Source organism: Pseudomonas sp. PONIH3 (assembly GCF_002934345.1).
Taxonomy (GTDB): Bacteria; Pseudomonadota; Gammaproteobacteria; order Pseudomonadales; family Pseudomonadaceae; genus Aquipseudomonas; species Aquipseudomonas soli.
In genome coordinates, this window is record NZ_CP026386.1 from 2,852,256 (window position 1) to 2,872,673 (window position 20,418).

General features: G+C 67.0%; 15 protein-coding genes. 13 read left to right on the plus strand and 2 right to left on the minus strand.

Going from position 1 to position 20,418, the window contains the following annotated elements; genetic code table 11:
- Positions 1–65: 65 nt before the first annotated feature.
- The 5 genes from C3F42_RS13225 to C3F42_RS13245 all read left to right on the plus strand — a co-directional run bounded on the left by C3F42_RS13225 (position 66) and on the right by C3F42_RS13245 (position 5,372).
- Positions 66–1,286: an MFS transporter gene (locus C3F42_RS13225; protein ID WP_104444531.1), complete on the plus strand. Its 1,221-nt coding sequence runs from the start codon at positions 66–68 to the stop codon at positions 1,284–1,286.
- Positions 1,287–1,491: 205 nt separating this feature from the next.
- Positions 1,492–2,787, plus strand: coding sequence for an NCS2 family permease (locus tag C3F42_RS13230; protein ID WP_038707321.1), 1,296 nt, complete (start codon positions 1,492–1,494; stop codon positions 2,785–2,787).
- Entirely contained in the window at positions 2,784–3,869 is a 1,086-nt protein-coding gene (trmA, locus tag C3F42_RS13235) for a tRNA (uridine(54)-C5)-methyltransferase TrmA (protein WP_046857216.1), read from the plus strand. The genes C3F42_RS13230 and trmA overlap by 4 nt, the downstream gene beginning before the upstream one ends.
- 58 nt (positions 3,870–3,927) lie before the next feature.
- Positions 3,928–4,833, plus strand: coding sequence for a LysR family transcriptional regulator (locus tag C3F42_RS13240; protein WP_038707320.1), 906 nt, complete (start codon positions 3,928–3,930; stop codon positions 4,831–4,833).
- A 101-nt stretch (positions 4,834–4,934) separates the two neighbouring features.
- Positions 4,935–5,372 carry a cupin domain-containing protein gene (locus tag C3F42_RS13245; protein WP_094010340.1) on the plus strand — a complete coding sequence of 146 codons (438 nt, stop codon included), beginning with the start codon at positions 4,935–4,937 and terminating at the stop codon, positions 5,370–5,372.
- Positions 5,373–5,387: 15 nt separating this feature from the next.
- Here C3F42_RS13245 and pbpC read toward each other — a convergent pair whose 3' ends face one another.
- Positions 5,388–7,736 (minus strand): peptidoglycan glycosyltransferase PbpC, encoded by a 2,349-nt coding sequence (gene pbpC, locus C3F42_RS13250; RefSeq protein ID WP_104445311.1) that lies wholly within the window; start codon positions 7,734–7,736, stop codon positions 5,388–5,390.
- A 68-nt stretch (positions 7,737–7,804) separates the two neighbouring features.
- On the opposite strand from pbpC, the gene C3F42_RS13255 reads away from it, so the two are divergent.
- On the plus strand, positions 7,805–8,098 hold the full coding sequence (locus C3F42_RS13255) for a hypothetical protein (protein WP_023631497.1): 294 nt from the start codon (positions 7,805–7,807) through the stop codon (positions 8,096–8,098).
- 85 nt (positions 8,099–8,183) lie between these two features.
- Here the strand turns inward: C3F42_RS13255 and C3F42_RS13260 are convergent, their stop codons facing one another.
- Positions 8,184–13,088, minus strand: a complete 4,905-nt coding sequence (locus tag C3F42_RS13260; protein WP_104444532.1) for an alpha-2-macroglobulin — start codon at positions 13,086–13,088, stop codon at positions 8,184–8,186.
- 155 nt (positions 13,089–13,243) lie between these two features.
- On the opposite strand from C3F42_RS13260, the gene C3F42_RS13265 reads away from it, so the two are divergent.
- The 7 genes from C3F42_RS13265 to C3F42_RS13295 all read left to right on the plus strand — a co-directional run bounded on the left by C3F42_RS13265 (position 13,244) and on the right by C3F42_RS13295 (position 20,418).
- Entirely contained in the window at positions 13,244–14,581 is a 1,338-nt protein-coding gene (locus tag C3F42_RS13265; RefSeq protein ID WP_104444533.1) for an MATE family efflux transporter, read from the plus strand.
- Between the two features lie 124 nt (positions 14,582–14,705).
- The gene (locus tag C3F42_RS13270; protein ID WP_094010370.1) at positions 14,706–15,311 is read left to right on the plus strand and encodes a CDP-alcohol phosphatidyltransferase family protein; all 606 of its coding nucleotides are present in this window, start codon (positions 14,706–14,708) and stop codon (positions 15,309–15,311) included.
- Between the two features lie 30 nt (positions 15,312–15,341).
- A complete protein-coding gene (locus tag C3F42_RS13275; protein ID WP_104444534.1) occupies positions 15,342–17,096 on the plus strand; it encodes a bifunctional alpha/beta hydrolase/class I SAM-dependent methyltransferase in 1,755 nt (584 codons plus the stop codon).
- Complete coding sequence (locus tag C3F42_RS13280; RefSeq protein ID WP_104444535.1) at positions 17,096–18,442, plus strand: phosphatase PAP2/dual specificity phosphatase family protein; 1,347 nt, start codon at positions 17,096–17,098, stop codon at positions 18,440–18,442. The genes C3F42_RS13275 and C3F42_RS13280 overlap by 1 nt, the downstream gene beginning before the upstream one ends.
- Complete coding sequence (locus tag C3F42_RS13285) at positions 18,439–18,858, plus strand: hypothetical protein (protein ID WP_094010344.1); 420 nt, start codon at positions 18,439–18,441, stop codon at positions 18,856–18,858. Before C3F42_RS13280 ends, C3F42_RS13285 begins: the two co-directional genes overlap by 4 nt.
- A 5-nt stretch (positions 18,859–18,863) precedes the next feature.
- The gene (locus C3F42_RS13290) at positions 18,864–19,484 is read left to right on the plus strand and encodes a 1-acyl-sn-glycerol-3-phosphate acyltransferase (protein WP_104444536.1); all 621 of its coding nucleotides are present in this window, start codon (positions 18,864–18,866) and stop codon (positions 19,482–19,484) included.
- A 1-nt stretch (position 19,485) separates the two neighbouring features.
- Entirely contained in the window at positions 19,486–20,418 is a 933-nt protein-coding gene (locus C3F42_RS13295; RefSeq protein ID WP_023631694.1) for a phosphatidate cytidylyltransferase, read from the plus strand.

The window sequence follows — 20,418 nt, forward strand, 5'->3', positions numbered from 1 at the left end:
CAACTATTTGTTACAAACAGATGTTACTCTGCAGGCCCCTCTATCTCCGAGGCTGCAGCCCCCCGATGTCCGATTCCGCCCCGCAATTGCTGCGTCATCACCGCCCTTTCCTGGCCTTCTGGCTGGCCCGCGTGTTCACCGCCAGCGGCTTCCAGATGCTGACGGTGGCCATTGGCTGGCACCTCTACCAACTGACCGGGAATGTCCTCGACCTGGGCCTGGTCGGGCTGGTCGAGTTCGCGCCCCGGGTGCTGTTCATGCTGCACACAGGCCATGTCGCCGACCGCTACGACCGACGCAAGGTGGCCGCCCTGTGCCAGACCCTGCAGGCGCTGATCGCCCTGGCGCTGGCACTGGGCAGCGTCACCGACAACGTCAGCCGCGAGCTGATCTTCATCCTCGCCTTCCTGCTCGGCGCCACCCGTTCGTTCGAGATGCCGGCGACCCAGGCGCTGTTACCCAACGTGGTGCCGCCAGGGCTGTTCCCACGGGCCGTGGCGGCGTCGGCGTCGGCCACCCAGTCGGCGACCATCGTCGCCCCGGCGGTCGGCGGCTTTCTCTACGCCTTCGGCAGTACCTGGGTGTACGGCCCGACCGTGGCCCTCTACCTCATCGCCTGCCTGTTGACCCTGAGCCTCGACGCGCGCCAGCAACTGCCCCAGCGCGGTCGGGCCAACCTGGAATCGCTGCTGGCCGGGGTACGCTTCATCCGCAGCCGTCCGGACATCTTCGGTGCCATCTCCCTAGACCTGTTCGCCGTGCTGCTGGGCGGCGCTACCGCGCTGCTGCCAGTGTTCGGCAAGGACATCCTGCTCACCGGCGCCTGGGGCCTGGGCCTGCTGCGCTCGGCGCCGGCGGTGGGCGCGCTGCTGATGTCGCTGTGGCTGGCGCGCTTCCCGGTGGAGCGCAAGGTAGGCCTGATCATGTTCGCCTCGGTCGGCGTGTTCGGGGTGGCGACCATCACCTTCGGCCTCTCGACCTCGTTCTGGTTCTCCCTGGCGGTGCTGGTGGTGCTCGGCGCGGCGGACATGATCAGCATGGTCATCCGCGGCGCCTTCGTGCAGCTGGAGACGCCGGACGAGATGCGCGGCCGGGTAAGCGCGGTGAACGGGCTGTTCATCGGTGCCTCGAACCAGCTCGGCGAGTTCGAGTCGGGGCTGACCGCGCACTGGTTTGGCACAGTGCCGGCGGTGGTGCTCGGCGGCGTGGGCACGCTGCTGGTGACCGGGGTATGGATGAAGCTGTTCCCGACGTTGACCCATCGCGACCGTATGCATAACGGCTGAAAACCGTGTTCGCCCCCTCGCGAGGCGAAAAACCGCGAGAGGGCCCGAATGGCCTCTCTCCCCAATGGCCATAGGCCCCCGCCATCCTTGCTGGTATGATGCGCGGCTTTTTTCCACCCCACACAAAACCACGGCACCCGGTACGGTCTGTGCTTTGCTGTTGGGGTCGATACATTCACGGCGCGAGCGCGCCCGGGGAGCAGGCATGCTGGAAAGGCTGTTTCAACTAAAAGCACACAACACCAACGTGCGCACCGAGATTCTCGCGGGCGTCACCACCTTCCTGGCCATGGCCTACATCCTGTTCGTCAACCCGAGCATCCTCGGCGAGACCGGCATGGACAAGGGCGCGCTCTTCGTCGCCACCTGCCTGGCCGCGGCCATCGGCTCGGTGACCATGGGCATCATCGCCAACTACCCGATCGCCCTGGCGCCGGGCATGGGCCTGAACGCCTTCTTCACCTACACCGTGGTCCTGCACATGGGCCACACCTGGCAGGTGGCGCTGGGCGCGGTGTTCCTCTCCGCGGTGCTGTTCTTCCTGCTGTCGATCTTCCGCATCCGCGAATGGATCGTGAACAGCATCCCGCTGCCGCTGCGCTCGGCCATTGCTGCCGGCATCGGCCTGTTCCTGGCGCTGATTGCCCTGCATAACGCCGGCATCGTCGTCGATAACCCAGCCACCCTGGTGGGTCTGGGCGACCTCAGCAAACCCGCGCCGATCCTCGCCACCCTGGGCTTCTTCCTGATCGTCGCCCTCGAGTCGCTGAAGGTTCGCGGCGCCGTGCTGATCGGTATCCTGGCGGTGACCGTGGCCGCGATCGCGCTGGGCGTCACGCCGTTCGGCGGGGTGGTCTCGATGCCACCGTCGCTGGCCCCGACCTTCCTGCAGTTGGACATCGCCGGCGCCCTGGATGTCGGGTTGATCAGCGTGATCTTCGCCTTCCTGTTCGTCGACCTGTTCGACAACTCCGGCACCCTGATCGGCGTGGCCAAACGCGCCGGTCTGATGGGCAAGGACGGCCACATGCCGAAGATGGGCCGCGCCCTGATCGCCGACAGCACCGCCGCCATGGCCGGTTCGCTGCTGGGCACCTCGACCACCACCAGCTACATCGAGTCGGCGGCGGGCGTGAGTGCCGGCGGGCGCACCGGCCTGACCGCCATCGTGGTCGCCATCCTGTTCCTGCTGGCGCTGTTCTTCGCCCCGCTGGCCGGCAGCGTGCCGGCCTTCGCCACCGCTCCGGCGCTGCTGTTCGTCGCCGTGCTGATGGCTTCGGGCCTGGCCGAGATCAACTGGGACGACGTCACCGAAGCCGCGCCAGTGGTGGTGACCGCCCTGGCCATGCCGCTGACCTACTCGATCGCCAACGGCATCGCCTTCGGCTTCATCGCCTGGACCGCCATCAAGCTGATCTCCGGCCGTCGCCATGACCTGAACCCGGCGCTGGTGATCCTGTCCATCCTGTTCGTCATCAAGCTGGGTTGGTTCCCCGCATGAGTGCTGCCTACGATCCCGCGCAATACGACGCGCAACTGGCGGCCAAGGCCGCCCGCCTGCGCGACCTGCTGGCCCCGTTCGACGCGCCGGAGCCGGCCGTGTTCGACTCGCCGCGCGGACACTACCGCCTGCGCGCCGAGTTCCGCCTGTGGCGCGAAGGCGGCCAGCGCCACTATGCGATGTTCGCCCCGGGCGAGAAGCACAAGGCCATCCTGATCGACGACTTCCCGATCGCCAGCGAGCGCATCAATGCATTGATGCCGCGCCTGAAAGCCGCCTGGCAGGCCAATGAAGACCTCGACAACCGGCTGTTCCAGGTGGAGTTCCTCACCACCCTGGCCGGTGACGCAATGATCACCCTGTGCTACCACCGCCCGCTGGACGAGGCCTGGGAGGCCGCCGCGCAGCAGTTGGCCGCCGACCTCGGTGTCAGCGTGGTCGGCCGCTCGAAAGGCAAGCGTGTGGTGATCGGCCGCGACTACGCGGTGGAGAAGCTCGACATCGCCGGGCGCACCTTCAGCTATCGCCAGCCCGAAGGCGCCTTCACCCAGCCCAACGGCGCGGTGAACCAGAAGATGCTCGGCTGGGCCTTCGAGGCCATGGGCGAGCGCCAGGACGATCTGCTCGAGCTGTATTGCGGCAACGGCAACTTCACCTTGCCGCTGGCCACCCGCGCCCGCCAGGTGCTGGCCACCGAGATCAGCAAGACCTCGGTCAACGCCGCCCTGCACAACCTCGACGAGAACGGCGTGGACAACGTGCGCCTGGTGCGCCTGTCGGCCGAAGAGCTGACCCAGGCCCTGAACGAGGTCCGCCCGTTCCGCCGCCTGGAAGGCATCGACCTGAAGAGCTACGACTTCGGCACGGTGTTCGTCGACCCGCCGCGCGCCGGCATGGACCCGGACACCTGCGAGCTGACCCGTCGCTTCGAGCGCATCCTGTACATCTCCTGCAACCCGGAAACCCTGGCGCAGAACATCGCCCAACTGCACGATACCCACCGTATCGAACGCTGCGCGCTGTTCGACCAGTTCCCCTACACCCACCATATGGAAAGCGGGGTGCTGCTGGTTCGGCGCTGACCCGGGACGACGCGGGGCCGCCAGGGCCCCGCCGTTCGCTGCAAGGAGTGATGTGCCATTGGACCAGTTGAGCGCCATGCAGACCTTCCGCCGGGTCGTCGACCTCGGCAGCTTCAGCGCCGCCGCCCACCAGGCGGGCGTTTCCCACACCGTGCTGTCGCGCCAGGTGAAGCACCTCGAACGCCATCTCGGCACGCAACTGCTCAACCGCACCACCCGTCGCCTGCAAATGACCGAAGCCGGGGCGCTGTTCTATCGCCACTGCACCCGGATTCTCGAGCAGATGCAGGCCATGAACCTTGAACTGTCCGAGCATCAACAACAGCCCAGCGGCACGCTGCGCCTGGGTGTGGCCACTGCCTTTGGCGAGCTGGAACTCGGACACTGGCTACCCGACTTCGTCGGACGTCACGAGCGATTGCAGGTCGAACTGCATTGCAGCGACCGCTTCATCGACCTGCTGGAAGAAGACATCGATGTCTGCCTGAGGGTCACCGACCACCTGCCCGACTCCAGCCTCGTAGCCCGTAGGCTGGCAGACAGCGAGGTGCTGCTGGTGGCCGCTCCCGGCTACCTGGAGCGTCACGGCACGCCGACCACCCCCGACGCCCTGGCTGCCCACCCATTGCTCGGCTACAGCCGCTTGCCGCATCCACAGCGCCTGCAACTGACCGGCCCCGCCGGCGAGCGCCGGGAGTTGCTGATGCCTCAGCGCCTGAGCGCCAATTCGCCGATGGCCCTGCGCGCGGCAGCGATCGGCGGGTTGGGGATCGCCAGCTTCGACCGCTTCATCGCCCACGATGCCTTGCGCGACGGGCGCCTGGTGCCGGTGCTGGCGGACTGGTCGCTGCCCTCACGCACTGTATACGCGGTCTACCCGCAGAGCCGCTATGTGGCGCCCAAGGTACGGGCACTCCTCGACTACGTGCAGGCGTACTACGCAGAGCAGCGATGGCAACATTGATTTGTGCTTAAAACGCACAGGTTATGGCACTATGAAGAAGTATTTGTGCATAACTTGATTGTTTAACCTTCGCCCATTGTCACTTGGCGAAGGAGCCTCCCATGAAAGCACTGCACACGATTTTCGCCGGCCTCACCCTGGCCACTATTACCGCCACCGCCAGCGCCGCTGGCGACACCCTGAGTTCGGTCCCTGACAGCGCTTCGCTGAAATGGCAGCAGGTGCCCGGCACCCACGGCGCGGTGAGCTACGCCAATGTCGAAGGCGACCTGTTCGGCAAGGGGCCGTACTCGGCCTACGTAAAATTCCGCAAAGGCACCGACAATGGCCTGCACACCCATAGCCAGACCCTGCCGACCATGGTGTTGAGCGGAACCTTCTACGCGGTGATCGATGGCAAGCGGGTGGAGTACCCGACAGGCGCCTACTACAAACTGCCCGCCAACCTGGTGCATGAAAGCGGCTGCACCGCGGCGGCCGATTGCCTGCTGTTCCAGTACCAGGCTGGTGCCTTCGATCTGAACCCGGTCAAAGGCTGAGCCTGGGCAACGTGCTTACTCGCTGACCTGGAACTCCACCCGCGCCGTCTCGCCGCTTTCATCCAAAGCACTCAACTCGATGCGCCCGGCCTGCTCGAAACTTACCTGCAGGCTGTCCTGCCCTTGGGTCTCGCCCAAGGGCAGGCCATTGAGGAACCACCAGCGTCGCCCCGCCCCACCCAATGCCGACACCCGCACCTGCAGCGGCTCATGGCTGGTGGCCGGGCGACGCAGGCTGTCGCCGGCCCGCACCCCGACGATCGACAGCGGTGGCGCACTGGCCGCCATCCGCGGTGGGCAGGCGGGGTCGACAGTCGGCAGCCGCGCTGCCCGGCGTTCGGCGCTGGGCAACCACGGCTCGAGCGGGGCCGGCCATAGCGCGACATCATGCGCCCTGGCACCGGGACAAGAGGCATCGACACGCAAGCCGCGCTCGTTGAGCCACACCGTTTCGCGCAAACCCAGCCCCAGCGGCTGGTCGGCAGCCTGCAAGGTCGGTGGCGTGGTAGCGTCGAGGGTCCAGGCGAAACGTTGCCGACGGCAGTTCGGGTCCTGACGGTTCATTGGCTGGCCCAGCGGCCAACAGATCGCCGCCACACCGACCGAATCGGGCACTGGTTCGACCGGCACTTCGATGCCGCGTTGGCTGTCGCGGTTACTCAGCAGGTCATGCACCTGCAGCATCAATGGCGCCGCCGAGGCCAGGCCGAACTGGCCCGGCACCGGGGTGCCGTCGGGGCGGCCGATCCATACGCCGATCAGGTAGCGCGGGCCGACGCCCACCGACCAGGCATCGCGAAAGCCGTAGCTGGTGCCGGTCTTCCAGGCCAATTGCGGACGCTGCACCAGCTCGGCGTGGGGGTCACGGTCCGGCCGCGCCAGGCCGCTGAGAATGCGCCGGGTGATCCAGGCCGAACCCGGCGACAGCAAGCGGCGTTCCACCAGCGGGTCCTGAGGTTGCAGGCGCACCTGCGCGCTGAGCCCACCACGAGCCAGCGCGGCATAGCCACCGACCAGGTCCTCCAGGCGGCTGCCTGCGCCACCAAGAATCAGCGACAGGTTCGGCTCGGCCAGCGGCGGCAGCACCAGCGGCATCCCGCCCATGCGCATCTGCGCGGCGAAGCGTTTCGGGCCGTAGGCCTCGAGCAGTTGCACCGCCGGCAAGTTGAGCGACAGCGCCAGCGCCGAGCTGGCCGACACCGGGCCGCTGAAACCCATGGAGAAGTTGCCGGGGCGGTAGTCGCCGTAGCGCCGTGGCACATCCTGCAACAGCGATTCGGAGTGGATCAGGCCGTCGTCCATGGCCATGGCGTAGAGGAACGGCTTGAGGGTCGAACCGGGCGAACGCAGGGCGTGGATCATGTCCACGTGACCGAAGCGGCGCTCATCGCTCAAGTCGATGGAGCCGAGATACGCGCGCACGGCCATGCTCTGGGTCTCGACCACCAGCAACGCCGCCGAAGTGCGCCCGGGCAGGCGAGCGCGCCAGCCCAGCAGCAGGTCTTCGAGGCGCCGCTGCAAGGCGGCGTCCAGGGTGGTACGGATCAGTGGCGGGCTGTTCGGCGTATTCAGGCGCCGGGCCAGCAGCGGCGCCAGCGCCGGCTCCTGGCGTGGCGCCAGCAACAGCGGCTCCTCACGCGCCTCGTCGATGCGCTGGGCTGGCCACACCTGGTACTCGGCCAGGCGCTGCAGCACCTTGTCCCGGGCACGCTGGGCGCGTTCAGGGTGGCGGTCCGGACGCAGCCGGCTCGGCGCCTGGGGCAGCACCGCGAGCAACGCGGCTTCGGCCGGAGTCAGGTGTTTCGGCGACTTGCCCAGGTACGCCCAACTGGCTGCCGCTACGCCCTGCAAGGTGCCGCCGAACGGCGCCCGGTTGAGGTACAGCTGCAAGATCTCGTCCTTGGACAGGTGCCACTCCAGCTGCACCGTGCGCCACAGCTGGCGCAGCTTGCCGGGCAAGGTGCGGTCGTGCGGGTCGAGCAGGCGCGCCACCTGCATCGACAGCGTGCTGCCACCAGACACCACCCGCCCGCCACGCAGGTTGAGCCATGCAGCCCGGGCCAGGGCCATGGGGTTAACCCCGGGGTGGCGATAGAACCAGCGGTCCTCGTAGGCGAGCAGGGCTTCAAGGTACAACGGCGAGACTTCCTGCGGGCTGACCGGATAGCGCCAGACGCCGTCGGCGTCGGCGAAGCGCCACAACGGTGTGCCGTCCTCGGCCAGCACCACCCGCGCCAGGTCGTCGCCCGGCATGGGCAATGGCCAGATACGGTCAGCCAGCCACAGCAGGGCCATGCCCAGCAGCACGCTGACGGCGACACGCCGCAGCAGCCTGGTCAGGCGCGGGCGCGCTAAGCTTGGCATCGGGAACCGACCGGGCCAGGTGATGGCCAAAGGCTGGGAATCGCCGATTCGTTGATCAGGAAGCGACTATGCATGTAGAAGGTTTTTTCGAATGGCTGGGCCAGGCACTGGGTTCGGTGATCCGGTTCATCGTCGATGGCTTGAGCGGGTTGTTCAACCTGCTGGCCAACGCCGGTGGCAATTTCATCGATGGCCTGGCGCGCACGCTGGGGATGGACACCTCGCTGGTGAGCATCCTGGCGCTTATCGTCGGCCTGATGTTGCTGTACTCGGCGGTCCGCGCATTCATGCGCGCATCGATCATCCTCGGGATCATCTGGGCGTTGCTGGGGTTGTGGGTGTTGAGCTGGGTGGTGCATTGAAAGCAGCTGCAAGCTTGGAGCTACGAGCGGCAAGTTGAAAGCAGCCTGCATCGACTGCTTTCTCTTGTAGCTTGCAGCTTGAGGGTCAGCGAGCTCTTACAATCATCTCGCCCTGGCTATCACCAATCGCCTGCAGGTTGGGCCGGTACATCGACTCCACCTGCGGTGGCGGAATGCGATAGCTGCCCGGCGTCACCGCACGGGCCAGGTACAGCAAGTGGGTGGTGCCGTAGCTGTCGAGCTTGAGCGCGGCCACGTAGCGGTCGTCGCGGTACTCCTGGTGCACCACGCTGGCGTTCTGCATCGACTCGCGCCACTGCTTCACCGCGCTGCTGGCATTGTCCAGGCTGGCAGCGCTCTGCGCCAAGTTCTGGTTCTCCAGCTCCAGGCCTGCCGGCAGCAGGTCCACTACCAGGGCGTCGGGCACCTGGTCCTGGGCCTTGAGCGCCAGGTGCACCAGCACCAGGTCACCGCTGCGCAGGTTGCGCACATCCAGCGTCTGGCCATTCATGCCCAGGTACTCACGGCGGATTTCCATGCCATTGCCGCTGGCGGCCGGAGCCTGGCGCGGGTAGCCGGACAGGGTCAGCTGCTGGTACAGGGTCTCGCCACCCTGGTTCTGCACGGTCAATGGCGAGGCCAGTAGCGGGCCCTCGAGCTTCATGCCCGAGTCATTGTTGTCGAACTCGCGGACCTCTCCGGCGCTGTCCAGGCGGGCCTTCCAGTTGCCCTCCTGCTTGCCCAGCAGGCCACGGCCGGCAAGGAACAGCGCGTTGCGCTCCTGGGTGGACAGCCAACGGTTGGCGGCCAACTCGTCGGACAGGCCGAACAGGCGCTGGTCGACCTGATTGGCGGCCAGGTTGTTCTCCTGCAGCAGGGACAGGATCAACGCCTGGTCACGCAGGGCGCTGCCGTAGTCGGCCAGCCAGCCTTTGCCGCGGGTGACCGCCAGGCCCGCCTGCAGCGCCTGCTGCGAACGCTGCTTGTCGCCCATCTTGTCCAGCGCCACCGCCAGTTGCACCAGCGGCAAACCGGAGCGGGCGTCAGCACGACGCTCGAACAGGCTGCGCAAGGCGCCCAGCGGCGCCTGTTGGCTGCGCGCCAGCACCAGGCCGGCGTAGGCCTGCACGGCGAAGCGGGTGTGGTCGGCGTTCTGGCTGTAGTCGACTTCGATCAGGTTGCGCTCCTGCACATAGCGCAGCAGGCGCTCGCTGGCCTTCTTCAGCGCCTCGGCCGGTACGCCGTAGCCTTGCTCGCGGGCGCGCAGCAGGAAGTCGGTGACGTAGGCGGTCAGCCAGTATTCCTCCTCGCTGTCCGAGCTCCACAGGCCGAAGCTGCCGTTGTAGCGCTGCATGCCCAGCAGATGCTCGATGCCCATCTCGATCTTGCGCTTGCGCACATCGGCCGGCTCACCCTTGATGCCCAGGCGCTTGAGGCTGTCGGCATCGGCGTACAGCGACGGGTACAGGCCACTGGTGGTCTGCTCCAGGCAGCCGTAGGGGTAGGCTTCCAGGGCGCGGATCTGCTCGGCAAGGTTCAGCGGTGGGCGGCTCGATAACGCCAGGCTGGCCTCCAGGCCCGCAGGCTCGAACTCGGCCAGGTCGCTGTCGGGCAGGCTCCAGGGCTGGTCCTTGAGGGCCACGCGGTAGTGCTTGAGCATCGCCGGGTAAGCCGGGCGAATACCCAGGGTCCATTCACGCTCGAAGGTACTAGCCGGCTCACCCGGCAGCTGCAGGCCGTTGACCTGCACGCGAACCTTGCCCTGGCCCAGGCCACCCTGGGCCTGCACCGGGATCATCAGGGTGGTGCGCTGGCCTTCGGCGAGGGTGAAGTTCTGCTGAGCGCCACCGACCAGGCTCAGTTGACCTTCGCTGGACACCTGCACGCTCAGTTGCTGGGCGCGGCCGGACAGGTTGGCCAGGTCCAGCGCCAGGCGGGTCTGATCGCCACCGGCGAGGAAGCGCGGCGCGGACAGCTCGGCGATCAGCGGCGCGGCGACCACGGTCTTGCCCTCGGCCATGCCGAAGTGTTCTTCGGTCCAGGCCTGGGCCATCAGGCGCAGTTCACCGTTGAAATCGGGAATATCGACGCTGGCCTGGCCCTCGCCTTTTTCATCGAGGGTCACCGGCAGGCTCTGCTGGGCGACGATGGTCACCGTGGTGTTCGGGCGCTTGCCGCCCTTGGCCATGGCGGCGTCACCGCCGAAGGCCAGGCTGGCCAGGCGGCCCTGGCCGGCTTCGATCAACTGGCCATAGATGTCCAGCTGGTCGGCGCCATAGGCCTTGCGGCCGAACAGGCTGGCGAACGGATCGGGGGTCTTGAAGTCGGTGATGTTGAGGATGCCCACGTCCACCGCCGACAACAGCACATGCACCTGCTTGGGCACGCTGCCATCGGCGTTGACCGCCTTGACCTTGACGGTCAGCGGTTGCTTGGGCCGCATTTTTTCCGGCGCCTGCAGCGACACGGCCAGCTTGCGCTCGGCGCGGTCCAGCGGCAGGTGCAGCACGCCCACGGCGCGTTTCGGCGTGGCGTTGGCCTTGCGCTCACCCGGGCGGATCACCAGGGCGCTGATGTACAGGTCGTGGCGCGCCCACTTCTTGTCCAGTTCGACATCGAAGGTCTTGCCCTCGGCCGGCACCTCGATTTCCTGCCACCACAGCGGGCCGTCGGCGGACTCGATCATCAGGTAGCCGCTGCCGGCGGCCGGCGGGGTGACGGTGACCTTGGCGGTGCCGCCTTCCTTGTAGGCTGGCTTGTCCAGGGCGATCTTCACCTGGTCAGGGCGCACGGCGCCCCCCTCGGCGTTGTCCTGGGCGCGGTAGCCGGCCCAGAAGCGGGCACTGGAGACCAGGCCGGTCTGCGGGTCTTCCACCTCGACACGGTACGGACCCCACTCCACCTGGAAGTTCAGCTTGGCGGTGGAACCTGCCTTCACGCTGACGGTTTCTTCAGCCTGGGTAAGGAACTTCTCGTTGTAGTTGTAGCTCCAGCCATCGCTCTGCGAGTAGTTCCAGTAGTAGTCGCGGCGCTCGCGGATCAGCCGTACCTTCAGGTTGTCGGCGGCCAGTTTCTTGCCGTCGCGATCAGCCACCAGGAACTCGAACTCCACCGGGCCGTCGCCATCGGTTTCTTCGCCGTCGAACAGGCCGCGCAGGCCCGGCATACGCTCGGCAGGCCAGATCGGCTGCTCCAGGCGCCGGGTGATCGGCCGACCACCGGACTCCTGCAGGCTGGCCTGCACGGTCAGTTGCAGCGGCGAGCGGGCTTCAGCCCAGCGACTTTCGATGTCGATGCGGGCCTTGCCGTTCTGGTCGAGGGTGACTTCGTCCAGTTCCAGGTCCTGGTTCAGCTCGGTCTCGGTGACCGCGCCGAACTGATAGCCCGGCAGCGCCTTCACCGCTTCACGCAACGGACGCACGTAGGCCTGGCCACTGAGGCGGTTGCCGGCGGCGGGAGCCCCATAGAGGTAACGACCATTGACCTGGATCGTGGCGGTTTGCTCCGGCGCCAGCGGCGCGGCACTGCCTTTGAGCTCCAGCGCCAGGCGCTCGGGGAGGAAGTCCTCGACAAGGAATTCGTAAACCTGCTTGCGGCCACCGCCCATGTCGAGCAGCAACTGCCAACGGCCGGTCGGCGCTTCGCTGGCCAGTTGCAGCTGGTACTGGAACAGGCCGTTCTGGTCGGCCTCCCAGACGAACTTGCGGCTGACCTGCTCATCGGGGCGGCGTACTTCCACGTTCACCGGCTGGGCCTTGACCGGCTTGCCGTCCTGGTCGCGCAGCAGGCCGTTGAGCAGCACGGTCTCGCCTGGGCGATAGAGGTCACGGGGGCCAAAGATGAAAAACTGCAGCGGGTTGGCCTGGGGCCCGGTGATGTCGAATTCGGCCAGGTCCAGCGCCGCAGTGTTCAGACGCAGCAGGGTGGTGTGCACGCCCTGGGTGGCGATCAGCGTATCGGCCTTGGCGGTGATCGGCAGCTGCGCATGACCGTCGCCGTCTGTTTTGGCCTGGGCCAGCAACTTGCCCTTGTCGTCGTGCAGCTCGAGGGTGACGTCCTTGAGCGCCTTGCCGCCCTCAAGAGCCTGGGTGAACACGTCCAGGCGATCGCGATAGCGGTGCGCCGAGACACCGATGTCACTCAGGGTGAACAGGGTCGCCGGCTGCGAGTAGTCATAGGTGCCCGAGGCACGCATCACCGCCAGGTATACGCCTGGCTCCTGCAGCGGCTTGATCCCGGCGATCGGCAACAGCACGGTTTCGCGGGTATTGCGCGCCGGGTTGAGGTCGAAACGGCCGCTGTAGACCAGCTCGGCCATCTCCAGGGTTTCCTTGGACTGGTAGTAGTACAGGCTGCTGTTGCGCCCCCAGTTGACCAGGAAACTCGAGAGCATGTCCGGCTTGATGCGGAAGAACTCGACATCGACCTTGTCGACGTTCAGGGCAATCACCGGCAGGCCTTCGGCCAGGCGCGTGGGCAGCAGCGAACCGCGGCTGGCGAAGCCCACCGTGGCCTGCATATCGCGGGTCTCGAAGCGGCTGACCGATTCGGCCTGCAGCTGGTTGCCGTTGACCGAGAGCAGGCCCTTGTCGATGGTCAGGACCATCTTGCGCTGCGGCTCCAGGTGGCGCAGGCGCAGTTCCATCTGGTTGTCGGAGAGTTCCCAGGCGCCGTCGACCTTGCCCTTGACGGTGTCGACCAGGTGCAACTTGCCGGCGAAGTCCTGATTGGCGTCCAGCGGCGCGGAGACGCTGACCGACAGGGTGCTGGCGCCGTCGAGCTGCACTTCCGAGACGTCCAGCACGGTCAGTTCACGGCCGGCATAGCGTTTGGCGAGCACTGCCGGATCTTCGCGCTTGGCCGTCCGGGTTTCGACAGGCGCGACGGCAGCGGCGTCAGCAGCAGGCGCCGATGGCTTGTCCGGGGTGGAAGAATCACAGGCACTGAGCAGGGCCAGCGCGCAGGCCAGCAACAATCCTTTGTTGAGCATTTGAGAGAGAACTCTTCGGCAGCGTGTACGTGAGGGGGGCAACTATAGCGCAACGGCTCGAGGCTTTCCTGGCGATGCGCGGCAAGTGAGACCGTGTTCGCGCCAATAGGTTGCCGGGCCGGTACAATCCGTTGCGCAATCACGCAGGAGCCCGCATGTCTTCACTGTCCACCGCCTGGCGCAACCGCCCCACCCACCACAAGGTCTGGGCCCTGGCCGCGCCGATGATCCTGTCCAACATCTCGGTGCCGCTGGTGGCGCTGGTCGACAGCACGGTGATCGGCCACCTGCCCCATGCCCATCAGTTGGGCGCGGTGGCCGTCGGTGCCACGCTGTTCACCTTCATGGTCGGCCTGCTGGGCTTCCTGCGCATGGGCTCCACCGGCTTCGCCGCCCAGGCCGCCGGCCGCGCCGACGGCGCCGCGCTGCGCCAGGTACTTGTGCAGGGGCTGCTGCTGGCGCTGGCTTTCGCCGTGCTGATCGGCCTGCTGGCCCTACCCTTCAGCCAACTGGCACTGCAGGCGATGCAGCCCAGCGAGGCGCTGCATGCCTCGACCGAAGCCTTCTTCCACACCCGCCTGCTCGGCCTGCCGGCAGCACTGGCCAGCTATGCCCTGGTCGGCTGGTTCCTCGGCACCCAGAGCGCCAGGGCGCCGCTGGCGATCCTGCTGACGACCAACCTGCTCAACATCGCCCTGAACCTGTGGTTCGTACTTGGCCTGGACTGGGGGGTGGTCGGCTCGGCGCGGGCCTCGGTGATCGCCGAATGGAGCGCCGCCCTGCTCGGCCTGGCCCTCACCCGCCCGGCCTTGCGCGCCTACCCCGGGCAGGTCGCCTGGGCCGCGTTGAAACGCTGGCAGAGCTGGCGGCCGCTGCTGGCGGTCAACCGCGACATCTTCCTGCGCAGCCTGGCCCTGCAACTGGTGTTCCTACTGCTCACCGTGCAGGGTGCGCGCCTGGGCGAGGCTACGGTGGCAGCCAATGCCCTGCTGCTCAATGGGCTGATGCTCACCGCCTATGCCCTCGATGGCCTGGCCCATGCGGTCGAGGCCCTGTGCGGCCATGCCATCGGCGCCCGTGACCGCAGTGCCCTGAAGCAGGCACTGGTGGTGGCCTGCGGCTGGTCGCTGATCGTCAGCCTGGTGTTCGCCGTGCTGTTCTTGCTGGGCGGGCATCTGTTCATCGACCTGCAGACCGACATTGCCAGTGTGCGCGAAGCCGCGTATCCCTATCTGCCCTATCTGGCGGTGCTGCCATTGGTAGCCGTGTGGAGCTACCTGCTCGATGGCTTGTTCATCGGCGCGACGCGGGCACGCGAGATGCGCAATGCGATGCTGCTGTCGGTGGCGGTCGCGCTGCCCCTGGCGCTTGCCATGCGCGGGTTCGGCAACCATGGGCTGTGGTGGGCGTTCCTCGGCTTCATGGTGCTGCGGGCGGTGACGCTGGGGTGGCTGGGGTGGCGTTTGCAGCAGCGCGACCGCTGGATTCGCTGAGAGCGGCGCCGCTTTGCAGCGCTGCGTCACGAAACCAGGCGAAAGCCCTCACCTGCCCCCTTGCCTGCCCCCGGCCTGATTCCCCACAATCGCGGCCATGCCGCACCATGACAGGGAATTCGCCGTGCCATCCATCTACCAGCTCAAACCCCGCTTCCAGGCGCTGCTGCGCCCTTCGGTGCAACGCCTGTACGAGCGTGGCGTCACCGCCAACCAGGTCACCGTCGCCGCCGCGGCGGTCTCCATCGTCCTTGGCCTGCTGCTCGCCTGGCAGCACCAGGCCACCTGGCTGTTCATCCTGATACCGCTGTGGATGCTGCTGCGCATGGCGCTGAACGCGGTCGACGGCATGCTCGCCCGCGAGTTCGGCCAGCAGTCCAGGCTCGGCGCCTACCTCAATGAACTGTGCGACGTGATCGCCGACACCGCGCTGTACCTGCCGTTCGCCCTGCTGCCCGGCGTTTCGCCGGCACTGGTGGTGCTGGTGGTGGTGTTCGCCGTGATCAGCGAATACGCCGGGGTAATGGGCCCGCTGGCCGGCGCGTCACGCCGCTACGACGGGCCAATGGGCAAGAGCGACCGGGCCTTCGCCTTCGGCGTGCTGGGCACTGGCGTGGCGTTCGGGCTGCTGGCCGCGAGCTGGATCAATGGCCTGCTGCTGGTGATCCTGCTGCTCTCGCTCTATACCCTGTACAACCGGGTTCGCCACGGCCTGGCCGAAACCCGCTGAGCCCCTCGCTGCCGGACAAGGATATTCGCCATGCGCCAAGCGCAATCGCTGCATTTCTGCACCCATGACGGCGTCGAGCTGCACTATCGCCACTGGCCCGCCACGCGCAACGAGCATCAACCACGCCGCGCCGTGGTGATGTTCCACCGCGGCCACGAGCACGGCGGGCGCATGGCCCACCTGGCCGACGAACTGAACATGCCCGGTTATGATTTCTTCGCCTGGGACGCCCGTGGCCATGGCCAATCGCCAGGAGCACGCGGCGACAGCCCGGGCTTCGCCACCAGCGTGCGCGACGTGCAGACCTTCATCGAGCACCTCCAGGCCAGCCATGGCATCGCCGAACCCGATATGGTGGTGCTGGCGCAAAGCGTCGGCGCGGTACTGATCGCCACCTGGGCCCACGACTATGCGCCCAGGGTGCGCTGCCTGGTGCTCGCTTCGCCGGCGTTCAAGGTCAAACTCTATGTGCCCTTCGCCCGCCCCGGGCTGAAGCTGATGAAGGCCCTGCGCGGCAACTTCTTCGTCAACAGCTACGTCAAGCCGCGCCTGTTGACCCATGACCCGGAGCGGGTCATGTCCTATGTCGCCGACCCGCTGATCAGCCGGCCCATTTCGGTCACCATGCTGCTGGGCCTGTATGACGCCGCCGACCGCGTGTTGGCCGACGCCCAGGCAATCCAGGTGCCGACGCAACTGTTGATCTCCGGCGCGGACCTGGTGGTCGAGCGCAAGCCGCAGGAGCATTTCTTCGATCGCCTGGGCAGCGCACGCAAGGAAAAGCACATCCTGCCAGGCTTCTTCCATGACACCCTTGGCGAGCGCGACCGCGCCCACGCCCTGGCGCGGATCGAACGCTTCGTCGAGCACTGCTTCGACGCGCCGCCAGCGCGCCCTTCCTTGTTGGACGCCGACAGGAGCGGCGCCAGCTGCGCCGAGGCCGAGAGCCTGGCTGCGCCGTTGCCACGCCATTCGCCACGCGACCTCTACTGGCGCGCCACCCGCGCCGGCCTGCAGTTGGGCAAGGGCCTTTCCGAGGGGGTGAAACTGGGCTTCGACACCGGCTTCGACTCCGGCTCGACCCTCGACTACGTCTACCGCAATACACCAACCGGCAAAGGCCGGTTGGGCGAGCTGGTCGACCGGAACTACCTGGACGCCATCGGCTGGCGCGGTATCCGCCAGCGCAAGCTGAACGTCGAGGAGCTGTTGCGCCTGGCCATCGCCCGGTTGCGCGAGCAGCAGCGCCCGGTCCATATCGTCGATATCGCCGCCGGCCATGGCCGCTATATCCTCGAGGCCTTGCAAGGCCTGCAGCAACTGCCCGACTCGATCCTGCTGCGCGACTACAGCGAGCTGAACGTGCAACAGGGCAACGCACTGATCAGCGAAAAAGACCTCGGCGAGATCGCCCGCTTCGTCCAGGGTGATGCCTTCGATCGGCAAAGCCTGGCCAGCCTCACCCCACACCCCACCCTCGCGGTGGTCTCGGGGCTCTACGAGCTGTTCGCCAGCAACGAGCTGGTCGGCAATTCACTGGCGGGTTTGGCCGATGCCGTCGAGGACGGCGGCTACCTGGTCTACACAGGCCAGCCCTGGCATCCGCAGCTGGAGATGATCGCTCGCGCCCTGACTAGCCACCGCGGCGGCCAGGCCTGGGTTATGCGCCGACGCAGCCAGGCAGAGATGGATCAGTTGGTCGAGGCCGCAGGGTTCCGCAAGATCACCCAGCGCATCGATGAATGGGGCATCTTCAGCGTCAGCCTGGCGCAGCGGGTGCGCTGATGGTCCGTGAAACCGGGCTGATCCGCCGTGGCGTGCTCTGGCTGCTGTTACTCGGGCCGTTGTTTTTCCTCAGCTACGGCCTGGCCAACTCCTACACGGCCGGACGCGACGATATCAGCAGCCTGGTGTTCGCCTGGGAACGGCACATGCCGCTGTGGCCGTGGACGATCATCCCGTACTGGTCGATCGACCTGCTGTACGGGTTGTCGTTCCTGCTGCCGCGTACACGTCGCGAGATGGACCGACATGCCCTGGCATTGCTCACGGCACAGGTGATCTGCGTGGCCTGCTTCCTGCTCTGGCCGCTGCGCTTCACCTTCGAGCGCCCCGAGCTGTCGGGGCTGTTCGGCTGGCTGTTCGATGTGCTGATGGGCTTCGACAAGCCCTACAACCAGGCGCCTTCGCTGCATATCGCGCTGTTGGTGATCATCTGGACGATGTTCGCCCGCCATGCGCGGCATCCCGCCTGGCGCTGGCTGGTGCACGGCTGGATGGGGCTGATCGGGCTGTCGGTCCTGAGCACCTGGCAGCATCACTTCATCGATGTGCCGACCGGGGCGTTGGCCGGGTTCGTCTGCCTGTGGCTGTGGCCGCAACAAGGGCCGTTGCCCTGGCAGCAGGCGCGCCTGGCACGCGATCCCAAACGCTGGCGGCTGGCGTTGCGTTATGGACTGGGCGCGCTGCTGCTGGCCGTGCTCGGGTTCAAGCTGGGGCACTCCGCCTTGTGGCTGCTCTGGCCTGCGTTTTCACTGCTGCTGGTAGCGTTGAACTACGCACTGTTCGGGGCGCAAGGCTTCCAGAAAGACAGCGATGGCCGGCTGTCGGTCGCGGCGACGGCATTGCTGGCGCCTTACCTGATTGCGGCCTGGATCAATTCAAGGCTGTGGACCTGGCGCCACCCGCAGGCGGATGAGGTATGCGAGGGGGTATACCTCGGGCGTGTGCCGGGCGCGGGTGACGCGGTGCAGTTCCAGGCGGTGATCGACCTCAGCGCGGAGCTCGCCTGCAGAGCCCTCATCGCGGGGCAAGCGCGCTGCCACGAGCAGACGCCACAGGCTTCGCAGTCCTACCTGAACCTGCCGTCACTGGACTTGGTCGCCCCTGACACGCAGACCTTGCAGCAAGCTGCCGAGGCTATCGAACACCTGCGCCGGCACGGCCCGGTACTGGTCTGCTGCGCACTGGGCTACTCACGCAGCGCCAGCGCAGTCGCCGCCTGGCTGGTGGTCAGCGGTCGCTGCAAGGCAATCGCGCATGCCGAAACACTGATCCGCCAGGCGCGCCCCGGCGTGGTATTGCATCCAGCCCACCGCCAGGCCCTGCAGCCGCTGGAGACACAGCCATGAACCTGCTCGTCGTCGCCAGCCTGCTCGCCCGTGGCCGCCAACTGGAGCGCTGGTCGGACGGCATCACCTTGCTGGCCCTGGCCTGCAGCCTGGCGCCCATGCTGGGCGTGCCGCTGCCAGCGCTGCCCCGGGTGTTCTGCGCAACGTTGCTGGCGCTTGGCCTGGCGCACAAGTACTGGGCCATACGCGTTGCCCTGGATGCCGAGCTGTTCGCCCGGCTCGCCAGCCGCGACAGCCTGCCCGCTGATACCCAGGCCCTGGACCGTGCCCTGTTCGAACTGCGCCTGAAACCGACCGCCGACGATCCACGCGGCTGGCCTGCACGCAGCGAGGCTGCCCTGGCCCTGCTGCGCCGTCAGGCCTTGTGCCTGGCCGCGCAGGTGCTGCTCGCCGTCACCCTTCCCTTCACCGGATAACCCCGATGCTCGCCAGCCTGACTGCCTTCGTCATCACCTCCGCCGCCCGCCTGATCACCGGTGCCCGCGCCCTGTGGCTGGGCTGCACGCCGCAACCGGTGCAGCGCCTGTACTTCGCCAACCACAGCAGCCACGGTGACTTCGTGCTGCTCTGGGCCGCGCTGCCCGAGCCGCTGCGCCGCCGCACCCGGCCAGTGGCCGGCGCCGACTACTGGTGCAAGCCGGGCATCCGCGACTTCCTGATCCGCCAGGTGTTCAACGGCGTGCTGATCGATCGCCAGCAGGCCTGCGAGGGCAACCCACTGCAACCGGTGCTCGACGCCTTTGCCCAGGGTGACTCGCTGATCTTCTTCCCGGAAGGCACGCGCAACCTCACCGATGACCCGCTGCTGCCGTTCAAGAGCGGCCTGTTCCACCTGGCCTCGGCCAACCCGCAGGTAGAGCTGGTGCCGGTGTGGATCGCCAACCTCAACCGGGTCATGCCCAAAGGACGCGCCCTGCCGCTGCCGCTGTTGTGCACCCTGAGTTTCGGCGAGCCGCTGCACCTGCAGCAGGACGAAGCCAAGCATGCCTTTCTCGAGCGGGCCCGCCAGGCCCTGCTGAACCTGGCCCCGAAGGAAGCCTGAGATGGATCACAACACCCTGTCGCTATTCGCCGGTATCGGCGCCCTGCTGCTGCTCGCCAGCCTCGTCGGCCGCCTGCTCAAGTGGCGTGCCGGCCCCGCGCCACATGCGGTGATCGACAACCTCAACGCGCGCATCAATGCCTGGTGGGTGATGGTGCTGGTGATCGGCATCGCCTTCCTGTTCGGCAAGTACGGCGTCATCGTGCTGTTCTACGGCGTCTCGTTCTACGCCCTGCGCGAGTTCATGACCCTCACCCCGACCCGACGCAGCGACTACCCCGCCCTGGTGGCGGCGTTCTACGTGGCGTTGCCGGTGCAGTACCTGCTGATCGCCATGGACTGGTACGGCCTGTTCAGCATCTTCATCCCGGTGTACCTGTTCCTGCTGCTGCCGATCCTCGCCAGCTTCGGCGGCGACACCACGCGCTTCCTCGAGCGCGCCTCGAAGGTGCAGTGGGGCCTGATGATCGCGGTGTACTGCGTGTCTTCGGTGCCGGCGCTGATGACCCTGGACATCCCCGGCTACGAAGGCCGCAACCTGCTGCTGATCGCCTGGCTGATCCTGGTGGTGCAGATCAGCGACGTGCTGCAGTACGTCTGCGGCAAGCTGTTCGGCAAGCGCAAGGTGGCGCCCAACCTGTCGCCGTCGAAGACCGTCGAAGGCCTGGCCGGCGGCGTGGCCTTGGCGACCCTGGTCGGCGCCCTGCTGTGCTGGATCACCCCGTTCACCTTCTGGCAGGCGGCGCTGATGGCGCTGACGGTCAATGCCATGGGCTTCTTTGGAGGGCTGGTGATGTCGGCGATCAAGCGCGACCGCGGAGTGAAGGACTGGGGCCACATGATCGAAGGCCACGGCGGCATGCTCGACCGCATGGACTCGGTGTGCTTCGCAGCGCCCGTGTTCTTCCACTTCGTGCGTTACTGGTGGGCGTGA